20 protein-coding genes are annotated in these 19,311 nt (G+C 73.9%); 13 read left to right on the top strand and 7 right to left on the bottom strand.

Features of this window, described 5'->3' with window-relative positions; genetic code table 11:
- Positions 1 to 3 precede the first annotated feature (3 nt).
- Positions 4 to 879, bottom strand: coding sequence for an SDR family oxidoreductase (locus tag ACLBYB_RS13780; protein WP_091680254.1), 876 nt, complete (start codon positions 877 to 879; stop codon positions 4 to 6).
- A gap of 321 nt (positions 880 to 1,200) precedes the next feature.
- On the opposite strand from ACLBYB_RS13780, the gene ACLBYB_RS13785 reads away from it, so the two are divergent.
- From ACLBYB_RS13785 to ACLBYB_RS13795, 3 genes are all read left to right on the top strand, one after another.
- Positions 1,201 to 1,371 carry a hypothetical protein gene (locus ACLBYB_RS13785; RefSeq protein WP_447699099.1) on the top strand — a complete coding sequence of 57 codons (171 nt, stop codon included), beginning with the start codon at positions 1,201 to 1,203 and terminating at the stop codon, positions 1,369 to 1,371.
- A 13-nt stretch (positions 1,372 to 1,384) separates the two neighbouring features.
- Positions 1,385 to 1,600, top strand: a complete 216-nt coding sequence (locus ACLBYB_RS13790) for a hypothetical protein (RefSeq protein WP_447699100.1) — start codon at positions 1,385 to 1,387, stop codon at positions 1,598 to 1,600.
- A 164-nt stretch (positions 1,601 to 1,764) separates the two neighbouring features.
- Positions 1,765 to 2,190: a GFA family protein gene (locus ACLBYB_RS13795; RefSeq protein WP_447699206.1), complete on the top strand. Its 426-nt coding sequence runs from the start codon at positions 1,765 to 1,767 to the stop codon at positions 2,188 to 2,190.
- 95 nt (positions 2,191 to 2,285) lie between these two features.
- Here ACLBYB_RS13795 and ACLBYB_RS13800 read toward each other — a convergent pair whose 3' ends face one another.
- Entirely contained in the window at positions 2,286 to 3,011 is a 726-nt protein-coding gene (locus tag ACLBYB_RS13800; protein WP_447699101.1) for an urease accessory protein UreE, read from the bottom strand.
- Between the two features lie 251 nt (positions 3,012 to 3,262).
- On the opposite strand from ACLBYB_RS13800, the gene ACLBYB_RS13805 reads away from it, so the two are divergent.
- The 3 genes from ACLBYB_RS13805 to ACLBYB_RS13815 all read left to right on the top strand — a co-directional run bounded on the left by ACLBYB_RS13805 (position 3,263) and on the right by ACLBYB_RS13815 (position 5,177).
- Positions 3,263 to 3,532: a hypothetical protein gene (locus ACLBYB_RS13805; RefSeq protein ID WP_012318984.1), complete on the top strand. Its 270-nt coding sequence runs from the start codon at positions 3,263 to 3,265 to the stop codon at positions 3,530 to 3,532.
- 152 nt (positions 3,533 to 3,684) lie between these two features.
- Positions 3,685 to 4,425 carry a TerB family tellurite resistance protein gene (locus ACLBYB_RS13810; protein WP_447681231.1) on the top strand — a complete coding sequence of 247 codons (741 nt, stop codon included), beginning with the start codon at positions 3,685 to 3,687 and terminating at the stop codon, positions 4,423 to 4,425.
- The gene (locus tag ACLBYB_RS13815) at positions 4,422 to 5,177 is read left to right on the top strand and encodes an N-acetylmuramoyl-L-alanine amidase (protein WP_447696651.1); all 756 of its coding nucleotides are present in this window, start codon (positions 4,422 to 4,424) and stop codon (positions 5,175 to 5,177) included. Before ACLBYB_RS13810 ends, ACLBYB_RS13815 begins: the two co-directional genes overlap by 4 nt.
- A 24-nt stretch (positions 5,178 to 5,201) precedes the next feature.
- Here the strand turns inward: ACLBYB_RS13815 and ACLBYB_RS13820 are convergent, their stop codons facing one another.
- Both ACLBYB_RS13820 and ACLBYB_RS13825 read right to left on the bottom strand, forming a co-directional pair.
- Positions 5,202 to 6,236, bottom strand: coding sequence for a TerC family protein (locus tag ACLBYB_RS13820; RefSeq protein ID WP_447699102.1), 1,035 nt, complete (start codon positions 6,234 to 6,236; stop codon positions 5,202 to 5,204).
- Positions 6,237 to 6,507: 271 nt separating this feature from the next.
- Positions 6,508 to 8,055: an MDR family MFS transporter gene (locus ACLBYB_RS13825; protein ID WP_447699103.1), complete on the bottom strand. Its 1,548-nt coding sequence runs from the start codon at positions 8,053 to 8,055 to the stop codon at positions 6,508 to 6,510.
- 256 nt (positions 8,056 to 8,311) lie between these two features.
- On the opposite strand from ACLBYB_RS13825, the gene ACLBYB_RS13830 reads away from it, so the two are divergent.
- The gene (locus tag ACLBYB_RS13830) at positions 8,312 to 9,529 is read left to right on the top strand and encodes a TIGR03862 family flavoprotein (protein WP_447699207.1); all 1,218 of its coding nucleotides are present in this window, start codon (positions 8,312 to 8,314) and stop codon (positions 9,527 to 9,529) included.
- A 10-nt stretch (positions 9,530 to 9,539) separates the two neighbouring features.
- Here the strand turns inward: ACLBYB_RS13830 and ACLBYB_RS13835 are convergent, their stop codons facing one another.
- On the bottom strand, positions 9,540 to 10,442 hold the full coding sequence (locus ACLBYB_RS13835) for a collagen-like protein (protein WP_447699104.1): 903 nt from the start codon (positions 10,440 to 10,442) through the stop codon (positions 9,540 to 9,542).
- 225 nt (positions 10,443 to 10,667) lie between these two features.
- Here ACLBYB_RS13835 and ACLBYB_RS13840 point away from each other — a divergent pair, with 225 nt between their 5' ends.
- From ACLBYB_RS13840 to ACLBYB_RS13860, 5 genes are all read left to right on the top strand, one after another.
- On the top strand, positions 10,668 to 11,453 hold the full coding sequence (locus tag ACLBYB_RS13840) for an ImuA family protein (RefSeq protein WP_427507976.1): 786 nt from the start codon (positions 10,668 to 10,670) through the stop codon (positions 11,451 to 11,453).
- Complete coding sequence (locus ACLBYB_RS13845; protein ID WP_447699105.1) at positions 11,380 to 13,065, top strand: Y-family DNA polymerase; 1,686 nt, start codon at positions 11,380 to 11,382, stop codon at positions 13,063 to 13,065. Before ACLBYB_RS13840 ends, ACLBYB_RS13845 begins: the two co-directional genes overlap by 74 nt.
- A complete protein-coding gene (locus tag ACLBYB_RS13850) occupies positions 13,062 to 16,346 on the top strand; it encodes an error-prone DNA polymerase (protein ID WP_447699106.1) in 3,285 nt (1,094 codons plus the stop codon). The genes ACLBYB_RS13845 and ACLBYB_RS13850 overlap by 4 nt, the downstream gene beginning before the upstream one ends.
- Positions 16,347 to 16,402: 56 nt before the next feature.
- Positions 16,403 to 16,867, top strand: coding sequence for a hypothetical protein (locus ACLBYB_RS13855; RefSeq protein ID WP_447699107.1), 465 nt, complete (start codon positions 16,403 to 16,405; stop codon positions 16,865 to 16,867).
- 65 nt (positions 16,868 to 16,932) lie between these two features.
- The gene (locus tag ACLBYB_RS13860; RefSeq protein WP_042675400.1) at positions 16,933 to 17,559 is read left to right on the top strand and encodes a Uma2 family endonuclease; all 627 of its coding nucleotides are present in this window, start codon (positions 16,933 to 16,935) and stop codon (positions 17,557 to 17,559) included.
- Between the two features lie 146 nt (positions 17,560 to 17,705).
- Here the strand turns inward: ACLBYB_RS13860 and fae are convergent, their stop codons facing one another.
- On the bottom strand, positions 17,706 to 18,245 hold the full coding sequence (gene fae / locus ACLBYB_RS13865; RefSeq protein ID WP_020092273.1) for a formaldehyde-activating enzyme: 540 nt from the start codon (positions 18,243 to 18,245) through the stop codon (positions 17,706 to 17,708).
- Between the two features lie 320 nt (positions 18,246 to 18,565).
- On the opposite strand from fae, the gene ACLBYB_RS13870 reads away from it, so the two are divergent.
- Entirely contained in the window at positions 18,566 to 18,781 is a 216-nt protein-coding gene (locus ACLBYB_RS13870; RefSeq protein WP_020092272.1) for a hypothetical protein, read from the top strand.
- 18 nt (positions 18,782 to 18,799) lie between these two features.
- On the opposite strand, the gene ACLBYB_RS13875 is transcribed toward ACLBYB_RS13870, so the two are convergent.
- Positions 18,800 to 19,249 carry a hypothetical protein gene (locus ACLBYB_RS13875; protein WP_026604787.1) on the bottom strand — a complete coding sequence of 150 codons (450 nt, stop codon included), beginning with the start codon at positions 19,247 to 19,249 and terminating at the stop codon, positions 18,800 to 18,802.
- Positions 19,250 to 19,311: the final 62 nt, after the last annotated feature.

Genomic DNA, 19,311 nt, shown 5'->3' on the forward strand with positions numbered 1-19,311 from the left:
GCGTCAGAACACCGGCATGGCCCCGGCCACCGTGACGAGCGCGCCCGACGTGTAGCTGCTCTCCTCGGAGGCCAGCATCACGTAGGCCGAGGCGAGTTCGGCCGGTTGTCCGGGCCGGCCGAACGGCACCTGACTGCCGAAGGATTTCACCGAATCCTGGCTCATCCCGGAGGGGATGAACGGGGTCCAGATCGGCCCGGGCAGCACGCCGTTCACGCGCACGCCCTTCTCGGCGAGGAGCTGGGCCAAGCTGAGCACCATGTTGCTCAGGGCGCCCTTGGTGGCGCTGTAGGCCATGAGCGACGGCATCGGGTGCTTGGAATTCACCGAGGAGGTGAAGATCACCGAGGCGCCGGGCTTCAGATGGGCGAGCGCCGCCTTGGTCACGTAGAACGCGCCGAACACGTTGGTGCGGAAATGGTCCTCGAACACGGCGTCGTCGATCGCGGCGAGGTCCTCGTTCGGCTGCTGGAACGCGCCGTTGTTGACCAGCACGTCGAGGCGCCCGAACGTCTCGACGGTGCGGGCGACGATCTGGCGCCCGTAGGCGGCGTCCTTGAGGTCACCCGGCAGGAGCAGCGCCCGCCGACCCGCCTTCTCGACCCACTGGGCGACCGCCTCCGCGTCGGCCTGCTCGTCCGGCAGGTAGGAGATGGCGATGTCGGCCCCCTCCCGGGCGAAGGCGATGGCGACCGCGCGGCCGATACCGGAATCGCCGCCGGTGATCAGCGCGGCCTGGCCGGTCAGCTTGCCCGAGCCCTTGTAGCTCGCCTCGCCGTGGTCGGGTTCGGGCTCCATGCGGCCGGTCTTGCCGGGGAAGCTCTGGGGCTGCGCCGCGAAGGGCGGGCGGGGATACTTGTGCAGCGGATCCGTGGTCACGCGTCGTCTCCGATGGGGATGCCGGTCCAACCGCACGGCATCCCGGGTGTTCCGGTGCCCTGGCGCCGCGCCCTGCCGGCACAGCCCCGTTCGAGGCCGCCCGCCCCCCTCCCCCCTCGCGGACAACACGAACCCGTGTGCCGGCGAGGGGCCGACACAGGTCAGCAACAGCCGCTCGTCACTCTGGCCGAGAGGAGGTCCCGCCATGATCGACGTTCAGCCGGAGGATCGGGCCGCCCGCGTGATCGACCGGGTCCTGATCTGCGCAGCGATGCTCTCGCTCACCTTCGGACTGGCGACGGGCCTGTGGGGTCTGCTGCAGTGAGCCGGCCCGGGGATCCGGGTCCCGCGCAGGGATCCGGGGCGCGGATCACGATCCGGCCCGGTCGCGCGCCCGCGCGGCGGTCCGGACGCGACTACACCGCCGTGACGCTGATCGGAGCGGGACTCACGGTGCTCGCGCTCGCGCTGCTGCTGGTCGGGATCCCGTGAGCGGTCGCCGGCGATGCTGCTGAACCGCGTCCTCGTCGCCGCGCTGGTCGTCGCGGTCGCGGCGTTCCTGCTGTACCTGGCGGCCCTCGCCCGCGCGGCGCTGTCGCCCAACGAGCCCTACGCGTCCAGCATCGGCCTCACCCTCGACCAGTGCGTGGCCGCCCAGGACAGCCTGTCCGCCGAGGCGTCGCGCCTCTACTGCCTCAGGCCCGTCCCGAAGCGCCTGTGACCGGCAGGGATCTCGGCCCGCCGGAGTCCCTGCGTGAGTTTTCCTGACACATCGTGTGAGGACATGGTGATTGTCCGCACGGTGCCGGAAACTTAGGGTCCGGTGTGCCGGCTGGCTCCGCCACCGCGCCCGATCGCAGGAAAACGCACGGGATGCCCAGCACCATGGCGGACGACGCGACGACCTGGTCCGGACGCTGCCACTGCGGGGCGGTGCGCTTCGAGGCGGCCCTCGACGACGATCTCGCGTCGATCCGACGCTGCACTTGTTCCTACTGCCGCATGCGCGGCGCCGTCGTCGTCATGGCGCGGCCGGGCGGGGTGAGGATCCTGGAGGGGGCGGAGGCGCTGACGACCTACCGGTTCCATACCGGGGCGGCGCAGCACTTCTTCTGCTCCCGCTGCGGCGTCTACACGCACCATCAGCGACGGTCGGACCCGAACGTCCACGCCGTCAACGTGGCCTGCCTGGACGGGGTCAGTCCCTTCGACTTTCCGGAGGTCCCGGTGATGGACGGCGTCAATCACACGAACGACACCGGCCAGCCCACGCGGCGCGCCGGCACGCTGCGCTTCGTCCCGGCAGAGTGACGGTCGCGTAGGGCTGTGTGAGGGCCGCGTGACGGTGGCGGACCGTCCGCGGTGTGTGCCCGGTGCGGGATCCCCGATCGGGCCCGGCTCAACCGCTAGTGATCGTGGCCGCAGCCGCAGCCGGGACCGTGCACGTGGCCGTGCTTCTGGTGCCCGTGCTCGTGATCATGGCCGTGATCATGGCTGTGATCATGGCTGTGACCGTGGGCATGATCGTGGCCGTGCTTCTCGTGCCCGTGATCGTGGCTGTGCCCATGATCGTGCGCGTGGGCGTGGTCATGCCCGTGGTCATGCCCGTGGTCATGGCCGTGCTCATGGCCGTGCTCATGCCCGTGGTCGTGATGATGGTGGGCGTGATGGTCGTGCCCGTGATCGTGCCCGCAGGTGCTGTGATCGTGGGCGGCCTGCTCGGGACGGAAGGCACGGGAGACCGGGGTCGCGACGCAGCCCTGCCCGCGCACCAGCTCGGCCGCGGCGGGCGTCGCCGGCACGTAGAGCACGTCCGCGCCGATCTCGGCGTCCACGTGGCTGCCGCCGAGCTGCCAGGCCAGGCGCAGCAGGCGGGCCGGATTCTCGGCGCGCACCTCCAGGAGGTCCTCGGCGGCCGCCCGCACCGCGACGAGCCGGCCGTCGTCGAGGCGCAGGGCGTCGCCGTCCTCGAGCGCCGCGGCCTTGGTGAGCGCGACGTCGAAGCTGAGGCCGCCCTCGGCGACCAGGGATCCGGCGACGGCAGCCCGGCCCGCGCGGTCGAGGGTCACCGTGTCGGCGACGCGGTCGGCGCGGACCGCGGCCCGGCGGACGATCGTGGTGGCTGTCGGCATGGGACCCTCGGACATGTGCCGGACTGGTGCCGGGCGTGGTGCCGGATAGGGCGTCGCGGCACCGCGGCCGGAGCGCCTCCGAACGTGGCATAGGGCGAGACGGGAACCGGGCGCAACTCGTCTGGCAACGCGTCTCGCGGCCGATGGAACCTTAGCCGTATGGCCGACATTCCTTTCCTGCTAAGCTCGACCCGATCCGCAACGATCACGGCCACCGGCCGGACCGGATTCACAAGGGAGTTCTGGGGACCATGAAGAAGCTGACGGCCGCCGCCATCGCCACCATCGCCGCCCTCTCGCTCGCCGGCTGCAACACCCCGGAGGACCGGGCTCTGGGCGGCGCCGGCCTCGGCGCCCTGACCGGTGCCGCGATCGGCGCGGCGGCCACCGGCCGCGCGGGCGGTGCCCTGGCGGGTGCCGCGATCGGCGGCGCCGGCGGCGCCATCGTGGGCGCCTCGACCGCGCCGCGCTGCCCCTACGGCACCTATCGCGACGCCTACGGCAACGTGTACTGCCGCTGAGCTGAAGGGGAAGGGCCGGGCGCGCCCCGGCCCTTCCTCGCGGCGTGCGGAGCGGCTATCCCGTCGCTCGGCCGGGCCCGTCCCGGTGCCGGAACCCCGCCGCCGCCGATGACAGAGCCGAGCCGAGGATCAGCGCCGGGACCGGTCGTCCCATGAATCAGGCGACCAAGACTCAGGGCGTCTGGGGCAAGCTCGGCGGCGCCGGATTCGGCCTCGCGATCGGCGGCCCCCTCGGGGCGCTGATCGGCGGGGTCGCCGGTCATTTCCTGCTCGACCGCGTCGGCGCGCCCTTCGGGCGGACGCCGCGCGACGTCGTGTTCACCACCGGACTCGTGGCGCTCGCCGCCAAGATGGCCAAGTCCGACGGCGTCGTGCTGCCCTCGGAGGTCGAGGCGTTCGGCCGGGTCGTGCAGGTGGAGCCGTCCGCGCGGGCGGGCGTCGAGCGCCTGTTCGACCTCGCCAAGAAGACCACGAACGGCTTCGAGGCCTACGCCCAGCAGCTGGCGACCACCTTCGGCGACGAGCCGGCGCTCCTCGAGGACGTGCTCGACGGCCTGTTCCAGATCGCCGGCGCCGACGGGGCGCTGCACGAGGCCGAGGAGCGCTACCTGCGCGCGGTCTCGGGCATCTTCGGCTTCGACGAGGCGGCGTTCCGGCGCATCGCCGCCCGCCACGTGCGGCTGCCGGACGATCCCTACGGCGTCCTCGGGCTCGACCGCGAGGCGGACGACGCCGCCGTGAAGGCCCGCCACCGGGCGCTGGTGGCCGAGCACCACCCGGACCGGGCGCTCGCCCGCGGCCTGCCGACGGAGGCGGTGGCCATCGCCACGCGGCGGCTCGCCGCGATCAACGCCGCCTATGACCGGATCGCGCAGGAGCGCGGGCTGCGGTGAGCCTGACCCCCGACAGCCCCCTCGCCCGCCGCGTCGCGCCCTCGCCGAACCACGGCGCCCGCCGCGCGGGGCCGCTCGATATGCTGATCCTGCACTACACCGGGATGGACAGCGGGGCCGCCGCCCTCGCGCGCCTGCGCGACCCGCTGAGCGAGGTCTCGGCGCACTACCTCGTGTTCGAGGATGGCGGGATCGTCCAGATGGTGCCGGAGGCCCGCCGGGCCTGGCACGCCGGCGCCGGCGCCTGGAAGGGCGAGACCGACGTCAATTCCCGGTCGATCGGGATCGAGATCGTCCATCCGGGCCATGCCGGCGGCCTGCCGCCCTACCCGGAGGCGCAGGTCGAGGCGGTGATCGCGCTGGCCCGGGACATCCTCGGCCGCTGGCCGATCCCGCCGGAGCGGGTGCTCGCCCATTCCGACGTCGCGCCCGAGCGCAAGGAGGATCCGGGAGAGATCTTTCCATGGGACCGTCTGGCGGCGGCGGGGGTGGGCCACCGCGTGCCCCCCGCCCGCCTCCAGGACGGCCGGTTCTTCGCGCGGGGCGATGCCGGCCAGCCCGTCGAGGCGCTGCAGGCGATGTTCGCGCTCTACGGCTACGACCTGCCGGTGACCGGGCTGTTCGACGCGCGCACCCAGGCGGTGGTCACCGCGTTCCAGCGCCACTTCCGCCCGGCGCGGGTGGACGGCGTGGCCGACGCCTCGACCATCACCACCCTGCGCGACCTGATCGCGGCGCTGCCGCCGGCCTGAGGGCCGGGCGCCCGCCGGGCCCCCTCAGGCGCGGTGGGCCCGGGCCTCACGGGGGTGCCCGGCCTCAGGGGCCGGCGCGACCGGCGCGTCGGTCCGGGTCCGCCAGAGGCTGTAGACGACGCCGGCCGCCAGCAGCGTCAGGGTCACCACCAGGGAGACCCAGGGCTGCACGTGGACGAGCTCGAACGTGTCGGCGACCACGATCTTGGCGCCGATGAAGATCAGGATGAAGGCGAGGGCCGTCTTCAGGTAGGCGAACCGGTCGACCATCGCGGCGAGGGCGAAGTAGAGGGCGCGCAGGCCCAGGATCGCGAAGATGTTGGAGGTGTAGACCACGAACGTGTCGGTGGTGATCGCGAAGATCGCCGGCACGCTGTCGACCGCGAAGATCACGTCGGCGCCGTTCACCAGCACCAGGGCGAGGGCCAGCGGTGTGAAGTACAGGGTGACCTTGCCGGTCTTCGGGTCGGTCTTGCGCACGGTGAAGCGCTGGCCGTGCAGGTCGGGGGTGACCCGGAAGGTCGTCTTGAACCAGCGCACGACGGCGCTGTTCTGGAAGTCGCCCTCCTCCTCGTCGCCCGCGATCAGGATCTTCAGGCCGGCGTAGATCAGGAAGGCGGCGAACAGGGAGAGCACCCAGTGCACCTCGTGCACCAGGGCGGCACCGAGCCCGATCATCAGGCCGCGCAGCACCACGGCCGCCAGGATGCCCCAGAGGAGGACCCGGTGCTGGGCCGCCCGCGGGATGCCCAGGGCCGTGAGGATCATGGCGATGACGAAGACGTTGTCCATCGACAGCGACTTCTCGACCACGAGGCCGGTGACGTACTCCTCGGCGGAAGACGGCCCGAGATACCACCAGATCCAGCCGCCGAAGGCGAGGCCGAGGGCGAGGTAGAAGCCGGTGAGAGCCAAGCTCTCCCGGACGCCGATCTCGTGCTCCTTGTCGCGGTGGAGGAGCCCGAGGTCGAAGGCGAGCAGGCAGGCGATCAGGACGTGGAACCCGAGCCACATCCACAACGGCTTGCCGAGCCATTCGACGGTGAGGACGTCCATCATGTGCGGGACCTGATGCTGATTCCAAATGGAAAGCATCGGCTCCGACATCACGGGCGCTGAGGAGCGCCCGCCAGAGGGGCCCGCAGCCGATGGGGCCGACGTAAGGGGTGATCCGGGCGAATCAAGGGCAAGATGCCCGGGCGGTGCGCGGGCCGGTGACGATCTCCGGCCCCCGTGGCCCCGATGCGACGCGGGCGCGCGTGTCGGGGCGACCTCCGGTCCCGGACGGGAACGCGGGGGTTGAGGGAACGCGTCCGGTGCCGCGAGGCCGTCAGGCGGAGGCCTCCGGGGTCTCGGCGGCCATCCTGGGCGACGTGCGCTCGCGCAGGGGCCGCTCCTCCATCAGCGCCAGGAACGTGAAGGCCCCGAGCAGGCCGAGGCAGGCGGCCAGGAAGACGTGGCGGAAGGTCAGGGCGAGCTGGGCCGGGTCCGCGCCGCGGATCAGGCTCTCCACGTCGTGGGCCCCTCCCCCCGCCCCGCCGGCGGCGCCGCCGAGCACGATCGTGCCGAAGGCCGCCACGATCAGCGCCCCGCCGAGGGAGCGGAAGAAGTTCATCGCGGCGGTGGCGATGCCGAGCTGGTGCGTCTCCACCGCGTTCTGGATCGAGATGGTCGAGAGCGGCAGGATCGTCCCGATCCCCATGGAGAGCAGCGCGAACAGCACCTCCATGAGCCAGAAGGGCAGCGCCCGGCCCTGCCAGGCGATGGTGGCGCAGCAGGCGAGGCTGACGCACATCATCGCCAGGGGCACGCGCTTGTAGTGCCGGAAATGGAGCATCGACCGGCCCGACAGGGTCGCGCCCGTGACGGTGCCGATCATCAGCGGCACCAGGGCCACCCCGGACTCGCTCGCCGAGAGCCCGATCACCCCTTCGAGGAAGATCGGCACGTAGATGGTGAGCCCGATGAAGGTGCCCATGGCGAAGCACGCGGCCAGCGTCGCGCTGTAGACCACCCGGTCCTTGAGCACCTCCGTGGGGATCAGCGGCTCGGCCGCCGTGGCGAGCCGCGCCGCGAAGGCGCCGCCCAGCACGGCCGCCCCGGCGAGGAGGGCGAGGACCGGCGCCGAGTCCCAGGGATAGCGCACCCCGCCCCAGCTCAGGGCCAGCAGGAGGGTGACGGAGCCCGCCACCATCAGGGCGGCGCCGGGATAGTCCAGCCGGTGGCGGCGCTCGTGGCGGGGCAGGCGCTTGAGGTTGGCGTTGGTGAGCGCGAAGGCGAGGACGCCGATCGGCAGGTTGATCCAGAAGATCAGGGACCAGTGCAGGTGCTGGGCGAAGAGGCCGCCGAGCAGCGGCCCCGCCACCGAGGCCGTCACGAACACGCCCGCGATCACCACCTGGTAGCGCGCCCGCTCCTTGGGCGACATGATGTCGGCCAGGATGGTCTGCGCCAGGGCGATCAGCCCGCCGCCGCCGACACCCTGGAGACCTCGGGCGAGCGCCAGCGCCACCATCGTGGGCGCGAGCGCGCAGGCGAGCGAGCCGACCACGAAGGTCGCGATGGCGATCAGCAGCATGACCCGCCGGCCGTGGATGTCGCTGAGCTTGCCGTAGAGCGGGGTCACCGCCGTGGAGGCCAGCAGGTAGGCGGTGACGATCCAGGGCAGGTTCGCGGCGTCGCCGAGGTCGAGGCCGATGGTCGGCATGGCGGTCGCCACGATGGTCTGGTCGAGGGCCGCGAGCAGCATCGCGGTCATCAGCCCGTAGACGATGGCGCGGATCTCGCCGGGGCTGAGCGCGGCCTGCGGGGCGGGCCGCGCCTGGGCCTGCGCCTGGGCCTGCGGCTGGATCTCGGTGACGGCGACGGGACTGGCCACGTGTCTGAGAGCCTCTGATCCGGACCGTGCCGGCCGACCGTCCGGGACGGACGGGGCCTGGGGCGGCATGAGGGGGGCGCGGGCGGGCCGCGGTCGCGGGCCGGTGCACCGGTAACCGCGGCGCCCGGGATCGGGAAGAACGTGCGTTCGGGCGTGTCCGTTTCCTAGCGCAACGCCGGAGGCCGGCCCATGGCGCCCGGCGCCGATCCGGCCTTCGCCCTTGACAGAGGGTGCCGGGCTGTCGCTCTCCCGCCCCATGCCGGATGACAGGGACGCAATCGCCATCGTGGGCGGGGGGCCCGCCGGGCTCGCCGCGGCCGAGGTGCTGGGCGAGGCCGGCCGCGCGGTCACGGTCTACGAGCGCATGCCGTCGGTCGCCCGCAAGCTGCTGATCGCCGGGCGCGGCGGCCTCAACATCACCCACGGCGAGGCGCGGGCCGAGTTCCTCGCCCGCTACCATCCGCGCGGCGCCCTCGATGCGGCCATCGCGGCCTTCCCGCCCGACGCGCTCAGGGCGTGGTGCGCGGATCTCGGCGAGCCGACCTTCGTCGGCACGAGCGGGCGCGTCTTCCCGCGCAGCTTCAAGGCCTCGCCCCTGCTGCGGGCGTGGCTGGCGCGGCTCGACCGCCTCGGCGTCCGGATCCGCACCCGCCACCGGCTCACGGGGATCGCCGGGGGCCTGCGCTTCGAGACCCCGGACGGTCCCCTGGACCTCCGGCCGCGCGCCACCCTGCTGGCGCTGGGCGGGGCGAGCTGGCCGCGCCTCGGCTCGGACGGGCGCTGGGTGCCGCTCCTCGAGGGGCTCGGCGTGGCGGTGTCGCCCCTGCGTCCGGCCAATGCCGGCTTCGCGGCGGCGTGGTCAGACCTGTTCCGGGAGCGGTTCTCCGGCGCGCCGCTGAAGCGGGTGGCGCTCACCTGCGCGGGCACAACGGTGCGGGGCGAGGCCGTGATCACCGAGGCCGGCCTCGAGGGCGGGGCGGTCTACGCCCTCTCGCGCGTCCTGCGCGAGGCGATCGCGGCCGGGGGCAGCGCGCGGCTCGTCGTGGATCTCCGCCCGGACCTGACCCGGGATGCCCTCGCCCGCCGCCTGTCCGGCGCCCGGCCGGGCGACTCGGCCGCGACCCGGCTGCGCAAGGCCGCGGGCCTCGCGCCCGCGGCGGCGGGGCTGCTGCGCGAGGCGGCCGGCGCCGCCCTCCCGGCGGAGCCCGGGGCCCTCGCCGAGCTGATCAAGGCGGCGCCCGTCACCCTCACCGCCTCCGCGCCGATCGAGCGGGCGATCTCGACGGCGGGCGGCGTCCGGCTCGACGCGCTGGACGGGCGGTCCATGCTGCGCGCCCATCCCGGCCTGTTCCTGGCCGGCGAGATGCTCGACTGGGAGGCGCCGACCGGCGGCTACCTCCTCCAGGGCGCCTTCGCGGGCGGCCGGTCGGCCGCCGCCGGGATGCTCGACTGGCTGCGCGAGACCGGCGGCTGACCCGCCCGGCTCACGGCCGCGTGCAGAACCCGACGATGCCGGTCGCCTCCGCCGGGCAGCTGGCGCCCTCCCCGTCGTAGACCGGCGCGCCGCCCTTGAGGCAGTGGGCCGTGACCAGCATCTCCCCGGTCCCGCAGGTGATCGCGCAGCCTCCCGGGCAGTCGGACTTGCGCACGGGCCGCAGGCTGGCGGCCTCGCCCTTCGGGCCCGGGCCGCCCTGCGGCCCGATCGGCCCCCGCGAGCCCGGTGCGCCCGGCGGGCCCGAGGCTCCCGTGTCGCCCTTCGGGCCCGGTGCGCCCTGCGGGCCGGCCGCGCCCGTGGCACCGGGCTCCCCCTTCGGGCCGGGCTCGCCCTGGGGACCCGTATCGCCCTTGAGGCCCTGATCTCCCTTGAGACCCTGATCCCCCTTGGGACCGGTCTCGCCCCTGGCCCCTGTCTCGCCCTTGGCCCCCGTCTCGCCGGGCGGTCCCGCCGCACCCTGGGGACCGGGCGGTCCGGGCGGACCCTCGGGCGCGCAGTTCGCCACGACCGCCTCGCGCTCGTCCGGCTCCGCCTTCAGCGTCACCACGCAGGTCGAGGGCCGGTAGGGCAGCCGGAAGGTGAACCGGCCGCGCCGGTCGGCCTGGATCGAGATGTCGTCGTCCAGCACCACGATCGCGCCGGGCTTGCGCACGGAGCCCGAGATCCTCAGGTCGCCGGCCTCGATCCGCGCGTCGTAGACCATGATCGGCTGGCTCGGGGCCTGCGCGTGGCGGACCCGCGGGCGGGCCGGGCGCGCCCGCCCCGTCGCGGGGGCGGACGCGGCCGGATCCGGGGCGGCGGCACCCGGCGGATCCGCCTGCTGGCCGAGCGCCGCGCCCGGCAGGGCGAGCAGGAGCGTCAGGGTGAGGGCTGAGCTGAGGGCTGAGCGCATGCGCGGTCCGGTTCGGCCGCGTCACGCGCGCGGCGTCCGGACATTGGTCTCGCCCTGCGATTGCGGTCAACCGCGACCTCGGACCCCGCGGGGGCGGCCGATTCCACAGGCGTCCACAGCCGTCCACAGGCCAAGCCGCTGCCGCCACGTGCGATTCCGGGACCCCGCGGAAACCGTTTGTGCATGTTCCTGTTATGTTCCTATCGTCCAGCATGACCGGAGCCGATGGAGATGGGGCTGGACCCTGCCGACGAGACCGAGGCGGCGATCGCGCGGGGCGATCCCCGGGCCCGGCTGGCGGTCCTGCGGGCGCGCCTCGCGCCGCCGGATCGCGGCCGGGATCCGGCCCCGGTCCTGCCGCTGGGCGTTCCGGATCTCGACGCGCACCTGCCGGGCGGCGGTCTCGCCCTCGGGCCGCCCCACGAGATCGCGCCGGCCGAGCCCGCGGACGCGATCGCGGCCCTGGGCTTCGCCCTGGCGCTCTGCGCCCGCCAGCTCGCCCGGGAGCCGGGGGAAGCGCTGATCGCCGCGGCGCCCGGCCAGCCCCTGCCCTACGGGCACGGCCTCGCCGGCCTCGGCCTCGACCCCGGCCGCCTGCTGCTGCTGGAAGCCGGCAGCGACGCGGAGGTGTTCCGCGCCCTGGAGGCGGCCCTGCACGCGCGGGCGCTCACGGCCCTGATCGGCCTCCTGCGGGACGGGCTGCCGCTGAAGCCGGGCCGGCGCCTGCAGCTCGCCGCGGAAGGGCCGGCGCCGCCGCTGCTGCTGATCCTGCGGCCGGCGCCGGCCAGCCTGCCCAACGGGGCCGCCACGCGCTGGCGGATCGCCGCCGCGCCGGCGGCGCGGGACCGGTTCGGGACCCTGGACAGGCCGCGCTGGCGGGCGCGGCTCGAGCGCTGCCGCAACGGGCGGGGCGGCGACTGGCTTCTGGAGTGGGACCATGCCGCGCATCGTCTGCATCTGCCTGAGCCACTGGCCGGTGACGCGGCTGCGGCGGGCCGGTCTCGCGCCTGAGCGCGGCCCCCTCGCGGTGGCGGCCGAGGGGTCCGGCGGGCTGCGGCTCGTGGCCCTCGACCCGGAGGCCCGCGCCCTCGGCCTCCGGGTCGGCGAGCCCCTCGGCCGGGTCCGGGCGCGGATCGGCGTGCCGCTCCAGGTCTACCCGGCCGACCCGGAGGCCGACCGGGATGCCCTGCTGCGGCTCTGCCGCTGGGCGAGCGGCTACGCGCCCCACGTGGCGCCGTTCGGGCCGGGCGAGGCGGCGGACGGGCTCTACATCGACGTCGCCGGCGCGAGCCACCTGCGCGGCGGCGAGGCGAATCTCGTCGCGGACCTGGCCGCCCGGCTCGCGCGGAGCCGCGTACCGGCGGGGATCGCGCTGGCCGACACGCCCGGCGCCGCCTTCGCGCTGGCGCGGCAGGGCGGGCCTGATCCGGTCGTGGTGCCGCCGGGCGGGGCCTCGCAGGCCCTGCGGGCCCTCCCGGTGGACGCCCTGCGCCTCGATCCCGGCACGGTCGCGGGCCTGAAGCGGCTCGGCCTGCGCCGGATCGGCGAGCTCGACGCCCTGCCCCGGGGGCCCCTCGCCCGCCGCTTCGGCGCGGCGCTGCTGCTGCGGCTCGACCAGGCCCTGGGCCGCCGGCCCGAGCCGCTGGCGCCCCTGACGGAGGCGACCGCCTACGCCGCCGCCCGCGGCTTCCTCGACCCGATCGGGCGGCAGTCGGACATCGTCCGGACCGCCCGGGACCTGATGGCGGAGACCGCGCCGCGGCTGGAGCGGGACGGGCTCGGCGCCTGCGCCCTGCGCCTCGGCCTGCACCGGGTCGACGGCGCCCTGCGGGTGATCGATCTCGGCCTGTCCCGCCCCGAGCGCGATCCTGAGCGGGTCGCGGCCCTCGTCGCCCTGCGCCTCGACCGGCTGGGCCCCGCCCTCGACGCCGGCTTCGGCTTCGAGACGGTGGCGCTCGCCGTGACGGTGACCGGCCCCATGCCGGCCCGCCAGACGGATCTCGGCGCGGCGGCCCCGGGCGACGGGATCGGGTTCCTGGCCGACGCCCTGGCGCAGCGCCTCGGGCGGGCGCTCCTGCGGCTCGAGCCGCGGGCGAGCCACCTGCCGGAGCGGGCCGACCGGAGCCGCGTCTGGGTTGCCGGAATGGGGCACGGACCGTCGACCGATCGAGGCGTCGGCCGGCCACGGGCGCCTCTCCCGCCCCCCGCTCCCGAACGGGAGCGGGGGGCGGGTGCGCTCCTTCAGCGTCGGCGTTCAACCGTGATGGCTGAGCCTTCCGGCCCAGCGGCGGAAGAGGAGGCACGCACCGGCGCGTCCCCCTGGCCCGACCACCTCCCGCCCCGCCCCCTGGTGATCTTCCCCCGCGGCGAGGCCGCCCTCGACGTGCTCTCGACCGTCCCGGAGGGGCCGCCCCGGCGCTTCCGCTGGCGCGCCCGGGTCCACCGCGTCGCCCACGCCGAGGGGCCGGAGCGGATCGCCGCCGAATGGTGGCGCGCGCCCGGCGCGGATCGCGATTACTACCGCATCGAGTGCGAGGCCGGGCACCGGCTCTGGCTCTACCGCGACGGCCCGCACGCCCCTGATCGCCCGGCCGCGTGGTACGTCCACGGGCTCTTCGCGTGAGCGGCCCCGCCTACGCCGAGCTCGCCGTCACCACGAACTTCTCCTTCCTGCACGGCGCCTCGCATCCGCAGGACTTCGTTGTGCAGGCGGCGTCCTACGGCCTCGCGGCCATCGGCATCGCCGACCGCAACACCGTGGCCGGCGTGGTCCGGGCGCATGCGGCGGCGCTGGCGCTCGACCAGGAAGGCACACCGATCCGGATCCTGCCGGGGGTGCGCCTCGTCACCGAGGAGGGGTTCGAGGCCGTCACCTACCCGATGGGCCGGGGCGCCTGGGGGCGCCTCTGCCGGCTGCTCACCCTGGGCAACCGGCGCGTCCGCAAGGGCGCGTGCCGCTTCTCCTTCGCCGAGATGGTGGAGGCCGCCGAGGGGCAGATGTTCATCGCGATGCCGCCGGCCCGGCGCCTGCCGGAGGGGTTCCGGGCGCGGCTGGAGGCGCTGGCCGCCGCCGCCCCGGGCCGGACCTTCCTCGGCGCGAGCCACACGCGCCGCGGCGACGAGCGGCGGCGCCTCGGGCTGCTCGCCGAGCTGGGCGCGGCCTCCGGCGCCCCGATGGTCGCGGTCTCGGACGCGCTCTACCACCATCCCGAGCGACGCCCGCTGCAGGACGTGGTCACGTGCATCCGCGAGGGCTGCCGGATCGGGGAGGCCGGCTACCGCCTGGAGGCCAATGCCGAGCGCCACCTGAAGCCCGCCGCCGAGATGGCGCGGCTGTTCGCCGACCACCCGGAGGCGCTCGCCCGCACCGTCGAGATCGCGCAGGCCTGCGCGTTCAGCCTGTCGCAGCTGCACTACGAGTACCCGGACGAGCCGGTGCCCCCCGGGCGCACGCCGCAGGAATACCTGGAGGAGAAGACCTGGGAACGGGCGCGCTGGCGCTACGGCGGCGAGGTCCCGGACGGCGTCGCGGCGACGCTGCGCGAGGAGCTGCGGCTCATCGCCAAGATGAAATACGCCCGCTACTTCCTGACCCTGTTCGACGTGGTCGAGTTCGCCCGCGGCCGGGGCATCCTGTGCCAGGGCCGCGGCTCGGCGGCCAATTCCGCCGTGTGCTTCTGCCTCGGCATCACCGCGGTGGACCCGTCGAAGCACCGGCTGCTCTTCGCCCGCTTCATCTCGGAGAACCGCGGCGAGCCCCCCGACATCGACGTCGACTTCGAGCACGAGCGCCGCGAGGAGGTGATCCAGCACCTCTACGCCCGCTACGGCCGGGAGCGCGCCGCCCTCTGCGCCACGGTGATCCACTACCGGCCCCGCATGGCGATCCGCGAGGTCGGCAAGGTCCTGGGCCTGACCGAGGACGTGACCGCGGCGATCGCCGACACGGTCTGGGGCTCCTGGGGCACCGGCATGCCGGACCAGCACGTGCGCGAGGCCGGGCTCGACCCGGAGAACCCGGCGATCCGGCAGGCGCTCGACCTCGCCCACCAGCTGATCGGCTTCCCCCGCCACCTGTCGCAGCATGTCGGCGGCTTCGTGCTGACCCGCGGCCGCCTCGACGAGACCGTGCCGGTGGGCAACGGCGCCATGGCGGACCGCACCTTCATCGAGTGGGACAAGGACGACATCGACGCGATCGGCCTGATGAAGGTCGACGTGCTGGCGCTCGGCATGCTGACCTGCCTCAAGCGCGGCCTCGATTTCTTGGAGAAGGATCACGGCACCTTCTACGAGACGCTGGCCGACCTGCCGCAGGACGATCCCGCGACCTACGCGATGCTGACGAAGGCCGATTCCGTCGGCGTGTTCCAGGTCGAGAGCCGGGCGCAGATGTCGATGCTGCCGCGCCTTAAGCCCAGGGAGTTCTACGACCTCGTGGTGCAGGTCGCGATCGTGCGCCCCGGCCCGATCCAGGGCGACATGGTCCATCCCTACCTGCGGCGACGCTCCGGGATCGACCCGGTCGAGTACCCGGCCCCGCACCCGGATCACGGCCCGGCGGACGAGCTGAAGGAGGTCCTGCAGAAGACCTACGGCGTGCCGCTGTTCCAGGAGCACGCCATGCAGATCGCCATCACGGCGGCGGGCTTCACCCCGGCCGAGGCCGACGGGCTGCGCCGGGCGATGGCGACCTTCCGCCACGTCGGGTCGATCGGCGGCTTCGCGGACAAGTTCGTGGGCGGCATGACCCGCCGGGGCTACCCGCAGGACTTCGCCGAGCGCTGCTTCGCGCAGATCCGGGGCTTCTCGACCTACGGCTTCCCGGAGAGCCACGCGGCGAGCTTCGCGCTCCTCGTCTACGCCTCGGCCTGGATGAAGTGCCGGCACCCCGACGTCTTCCTGGCCGCGATCCTCAACGCCCAGCCCATGGGCTTCTACCAGCCGGCCCAGCTGGTGCGCGACGCCCGGGCCCACGGGGTCGAGGTGCGGGGCGTCTGCGTCAACGCCAGCGACTGGGACTGCACCCTGGAGCCGGCCGGGGATCCGGCGCTGCACGCCGTGCGGATCGGTCTGCGCGTCGTGCGCGGCCTGCCCGAGGCCGCGATGCGCCGGCTCGTGCGGCTGCGCGCCAACGGCTACGCCAGCATCGAGGGCCTGCAGGCGTCCCTCGCCCTGCCCCGCAACGCCCTGGAGCGGCTGGCGGAGGCGGACGCGTTCCGCTCGCTCGGCCTCGACCGGCGCGCCGCCCTGTGGATGGTCCGCACCCTGGAAGGGACGTCATCCCGCAAGGCCGCCAAGGCCGATGCGAGCGAGCGCCGCGCCCATCTTCTCGACGCACCCCTGCCGCTCTTCGCGTGGCACGCCGATGACGGCCTGTTCCGGCACGAGCCGGCGGTGGACCTTCAGCCCCTGGCCCCGTCCGAGGCCGTGGCCGAGGATTACGCCGCCACCGGCCTGTCGCTCCAGGGGCACCCGGTCGCGTTCTTCCGGGGGCGGCTCGCCCGGATCGGCGCGATTCCGGCCCGGGCCCATCTCGATCCGGCGCTGCCCCAGGGGGCGCGGGTCACGGTGGCGGGGCTCGTGCTGATCCGCCAGCGGCCCGGCACCGCCAAGGGCGTGGTCTTCCTGACGCTGGAGGACGAGACCGGTATCGCCAACGTGATCGTCTGGAAGACCGTGTTCGAGGCGAACCGCCGGATCGCCATGCAGGCGCGGTTCCTCGCCGTGCGCGGCCGGATCCAGCGGGCGGACGGGGTGGTCCACCTCGTGGCGGAGGGGTTTCGCGACCTCACCGCCGCCCTGCGCGACCTGCGCGAGGCCGGCATGAAGCTGCCGCCCGAGAACACGGATTTCGGCGTGCCCCCGGACCGGCGCGTGTTCCCCAGCCGGGATTTCCACTGAGGCCGGCACTTCGACCAGCCCCTCGACAGGCCCCGCGCCGCGCGTAGAGTGCGGCGATGTCGAGCTTCGCCGTCCCGCGCCTCCTCCTCGCCGCCTGCGCGGCCCTGCCCCTCCTGGCGGAGGCCGCCCGGGCCGACAGCTGCGACGACCTCACCCGCCAGATCGCCGACGCGATCGGCGGCCGGGTCGGCAAGCGCGCCGGGCCGAGCATCGACATCCGCGTGGCCGGCCCGATCAAGTTCGACGTCACCTGCCGGGCCGAGCCGATCGTTCAGGCGACCTCCGCCGAGCCAAGCCCCTCGGCGACCTTCTTCCGCGACCTGTCGGTGGCCTCCGAGATCCTCGTCGGCCAACCGGCCGCGACCGTCGAGCCGATCATCGCCAGCGCCTACCGGACCGCGCTGGCGGAGCGGCGCAAGTCGTTCATCCAGCAGAACGGCTGGTCGGCCTCCTGCTACACCGACCCGGGCAGCAGCACGATGCGCACCCTGTGCTCGGTGGGGCGTATCCCGCCGGGTTAGGCGCCCTTGACCGGGCGAACCGTCGGCGGAATCCTCGATCTCCGTCGACTCGGCCCTGGCTGCCCATGACGACTCTCAAGACCCCGCCCATCCACAGGACCGATCCCCATCGGGGCTTCCGGGACTTCATCGAGACGCGCCCCGATGAGGAGAAGTGGGAGCTCATCGAGGGCCAGATCGTGATGCAGGCCCGGCCGAGCCTCATCCATCAGGTCGTGGTCGTGAATTTCCAGCGCCTGCTGAACGCGGCTCTGGAGCGGTCGGGCTCGTCGTGGATCGCCATCCACGATCCCGCCATCGACCTCAGGCCGTTCCTCACGGGACACACCTACGTCCCGGATGTCGCGGTCATCGATGCGGCGACCATCGAGCCCGACCAGAACGTGGTCGAGGGCTGTTACCTCGCTGCCGAGATCCTCTCGCCGAGCGATCACCGGAAGCTGCCCGGTACGCACCGGACGAAGATCGACGTCAAGCGCGCGGGCTACGAGGCGTTGCCGCTCTGTCAGGCCGTGCTTCTGATCGAGCAGAGGAGCTGCGCACTGTCTCTTTCCGTGCGCAGCGGTGAGACTTGGACCCGCACCCGCCTCACCGGGGATGATCGTCTGGCGCTCCCCGTCTTCGGCCTCGAGTGTGCCGTGGCCGATCTCTACGCACGCACGCCCGTGGGGCGTGCGTCGGGACCGGGTTGACCCACAAACCATCGAAGGAACCGGGCTGGCCCCCTCCTTGCCAGCGCAGCGAAGCGATCCAGGCGGCGCCACGGTCACCGAACGCGCGCTGCCCCGACGCGCTTCGCCGCGCGATGACGGGGCGGCGTGCCCCGCCGAGCGGCCGCTCAGTACTCGATCACGCCGTCGAGCGCGTAGTGCTTCACGGTCTTCCGGTTGGCGATCAGCTCGTCGACCGTGGGCTCGCCCTTGAGGGCGCGGGCGATGGCGAGTTTCGTGGCCTCGTAGTTGGTCCGGTAGAGGTCCTTCTGATCGAGGTTGTCGTCCTCGGCGCAGCGCTGATCGAGCCAGATCATGATGATCATGCACAGCTCGTCGAGCCCGTCCTTCGGCAGGATGCCCTCGATGATGCAGTCCACGATCGCGTCGCCGGTGGCGGCCTGGACCACGCCGCCGAGGAGCTCGGCATACTCGGCCGTGTGGATCGTGACCTTGGTGGTCATCATCGTGGCCGGGCGCACGAGCTGGTTGAGGTCGCGCACCACGAACATCCGCGTGTGGCCCTGGACCTGCCCCATCATCGACGCGAAGGCCTGACCGACCGGGCCGCGCACCGAGCCGATCAGCACCTCCGGCATGGCGTCGGTGTACTGGCCCTCGGCCGCCAGCACCGTGGCCTCGCCCGTGCGGAACCAGATCTCTTGCATGTTCGAACTCCACCTGATCGGAGCCAGCGGGAGACATCATCGGCGGCCTCGCGTCAATCGCCCCGAAGCCGGCCCCCATCCCGGCCGCCCCTGCCCTCGCCCGCGCCGCGGCGCGGGCGCAGCCCCGTGCCGCCCCGTGTCGCCGCGATGCGGCCGCCGGCATCCGCGACGGCGCGCATCTTCACCCCTGCGCGGCCTGTGGCCTTGAGGAACGCGGACAGGCGAGGCAGGGAAGACCGGAGCGTGGCTCCGGGAGCGGTCCCGGGCCTGGCCGTTCCGGTGGGCGCGCGGCGCCGTGCCGGGCATGCGGGAGGAACACGATGGCGGAGAGCACGGACCGGGGCTCCGGCTGGAGCCTTCAGGCGAGCGCCGTGCCCGACGGGGTGCGCCTGGAACTCGCCCTCGCCGACCTCGGCGGTGCGCCGGTCACCGCCGCGATCGTGCTCGACCGGACGGAGGCCCGGGCCTTCGCCCGCGCCCTGCTGGCCGCCGCCGGCGACGCCGCGGAGCGGACCTTCCCGAAGCCGGGCGCCTGAGGACGCGCCGCCGGCCGGTCAGCGCACGCCGAGGCCCGGATTGCGGCCCGGCAGGCGGGGGACCACGGTGCCGCGCTTCTCGATCGGCGCGTCGCAGGCGTAGGCGAACTCGGTCTTCAGCGGATCGAACACGGTCTCGCCGGTGATCCGGCAATCCTCGCGCACGGTCTCGTCGAGATAGGCCCGGGCGGCGGTGCGGAAGCGCTTCACCCGGGTGGCGCCCGGCTCCGGATCGATCCGGACCTCGCTCAGGTTGCAGCCGGTATACTCGCGCAGGGCGTTGGACACGATCAGCATCCGGCGCAGCTGCCGGTTGTCGTAGACCTCGTAGGGCTCCTTGCAGCCGATCGTGACGACCTGGGGAGTGAGCGCCACGTAGTTCCGCGAGATGTAGGAGAATCCGGTGGTGCAGCCGGCAAGGCCGAGGGCGGCGAGGCCGAGGGGCAGCAGAGCTGCGGGTCGTCGCATCCTCGTCATTCCAAGAGGGTCCCAGCCCGCGCCCCGGATCCGCCGCCTTCCCGGCGGGGCGC

The sequence above is a fragment of the Methylobacterium sp. D54C genome, assembly GCF_053345595.1.

What these genes read in the sequence shown, in the direction of transcription:
- ACLBYB_RS13790 (WP_447699100.1), top strand. Translation starts at nt 1,385, where the DNA reads ATGCTGCTGAACCGCGTCCTCGTCGCCGCGCTGGTCGTCGCGGTCGCG.
- ACLBYB_RS13795 (WP_447699206.1), top strand. Translation starts at nt 1,765, where the DNA reads ATGGCGGACGACGCGACGACCTGGTCCGGACGCTGCCACTGCGGGGCG.
- ACLBYB_RS13800 (WP_447699101.1), bottom strand. Translation starts at nt 3,011, where the DNA reads ATGCCGACAGCCACCACGATCGTCCGCCGGGCCGCGGTCCGCGCCGAC.
- ACLBYB_RS13805 (WP_012318984.1), top strand. Translation starts at nt 3,263, where the DNA reads ATGAAGAAGCTGACGGCCGCCGCCATCGCCACCATCGCCGCCCTCTCG.
- ACLBYB_RS13810 (WP_447681231.1), top strand. Translation starts at nt 3,685, where the DNA reads ATGAATCAGGCGACCAAGACTCAGGGCGTCTGGGGCAAGCTCGGCGGC.
- ACLBYB_RS13820 (WP_447699102.1), bottom strand. Translation starts at nt 6,236, where the DNA reads ATGATGGACGTCCTCACCGTCGAATGGCTCGGCAAGCCGTTGTGGATG.
- ACLBYB_RS13830 (WP_447699207.1), top strand. Translation starts at nt 8,312, where the DNA reads ATGCCGGATGACAGGGACGCAATCGCCATCGTGGGCGGGGGGCCCGCC.
- ACLBYB_RS13835 (WP_447699104.1), bottom strand. Translation starts at nt 10,442, where the DNA reads ATGCGCTCAGCCCTCAGCTCAGCCCTCACCCTGACGCTCCTGCTCGCC.
- ACLBYB_RS13840 (WP_427507976.1), top strand. Translation starts at nt 10,668, where the DNA reads ATGGAGATGGGGCTGGACCCTGCCGACGAGACCGAGGCGGCGATCGCG.
- ACLBYB_RS13845 (WP_447699105.1), top strand. Translation starts at nt 11,380, where the DNA reads ATGCCGCGCATCGTCTGCATCTGCCTGAGCCACTGGCCGGTGACGCGG.
- ACLBYB_RS13855 (WP_447699107.1), top strand. Translation starts at nt 16,403, where the DNA reads ATGTCGAGCTTCGCCGTCCCGCGCCTCCTCCTCGCCGCCTGCGCGGCC.
- ACLBYB_RS13860 (WP_042675400.1), top strand. Translation starts at nt 16,933, where the DNA reads ATGACGACTCTCAAGACCCCGCCCATCCACAGGACCGATCCCCATCGG.
- fae (WP_020092273.1), bottom strand. Translation starts at nt 18,245, where the DNA reads ATGCAAGAGATCTGGTTCCGCACGGGCGAGGCCACGGTGCTGGCGGCC.
- ACLBYB_RS13870 (WP_020092272.1), top strand. Translation starts at nt 18,566, where the DNA reads ATGGCGGAGAGCACGGACCGGGGCTCCGGCTGGAGCCTTCAGGCGAGC.
- ACLBYB_RS13875 (WP_026604787.1), bottom strand. Translation starts at nt 19,249, where the DNA reads ATGCGACGACCCGCAGCTCTGCTGCCCCTCGGCCTCGCCGCCCTCGGC.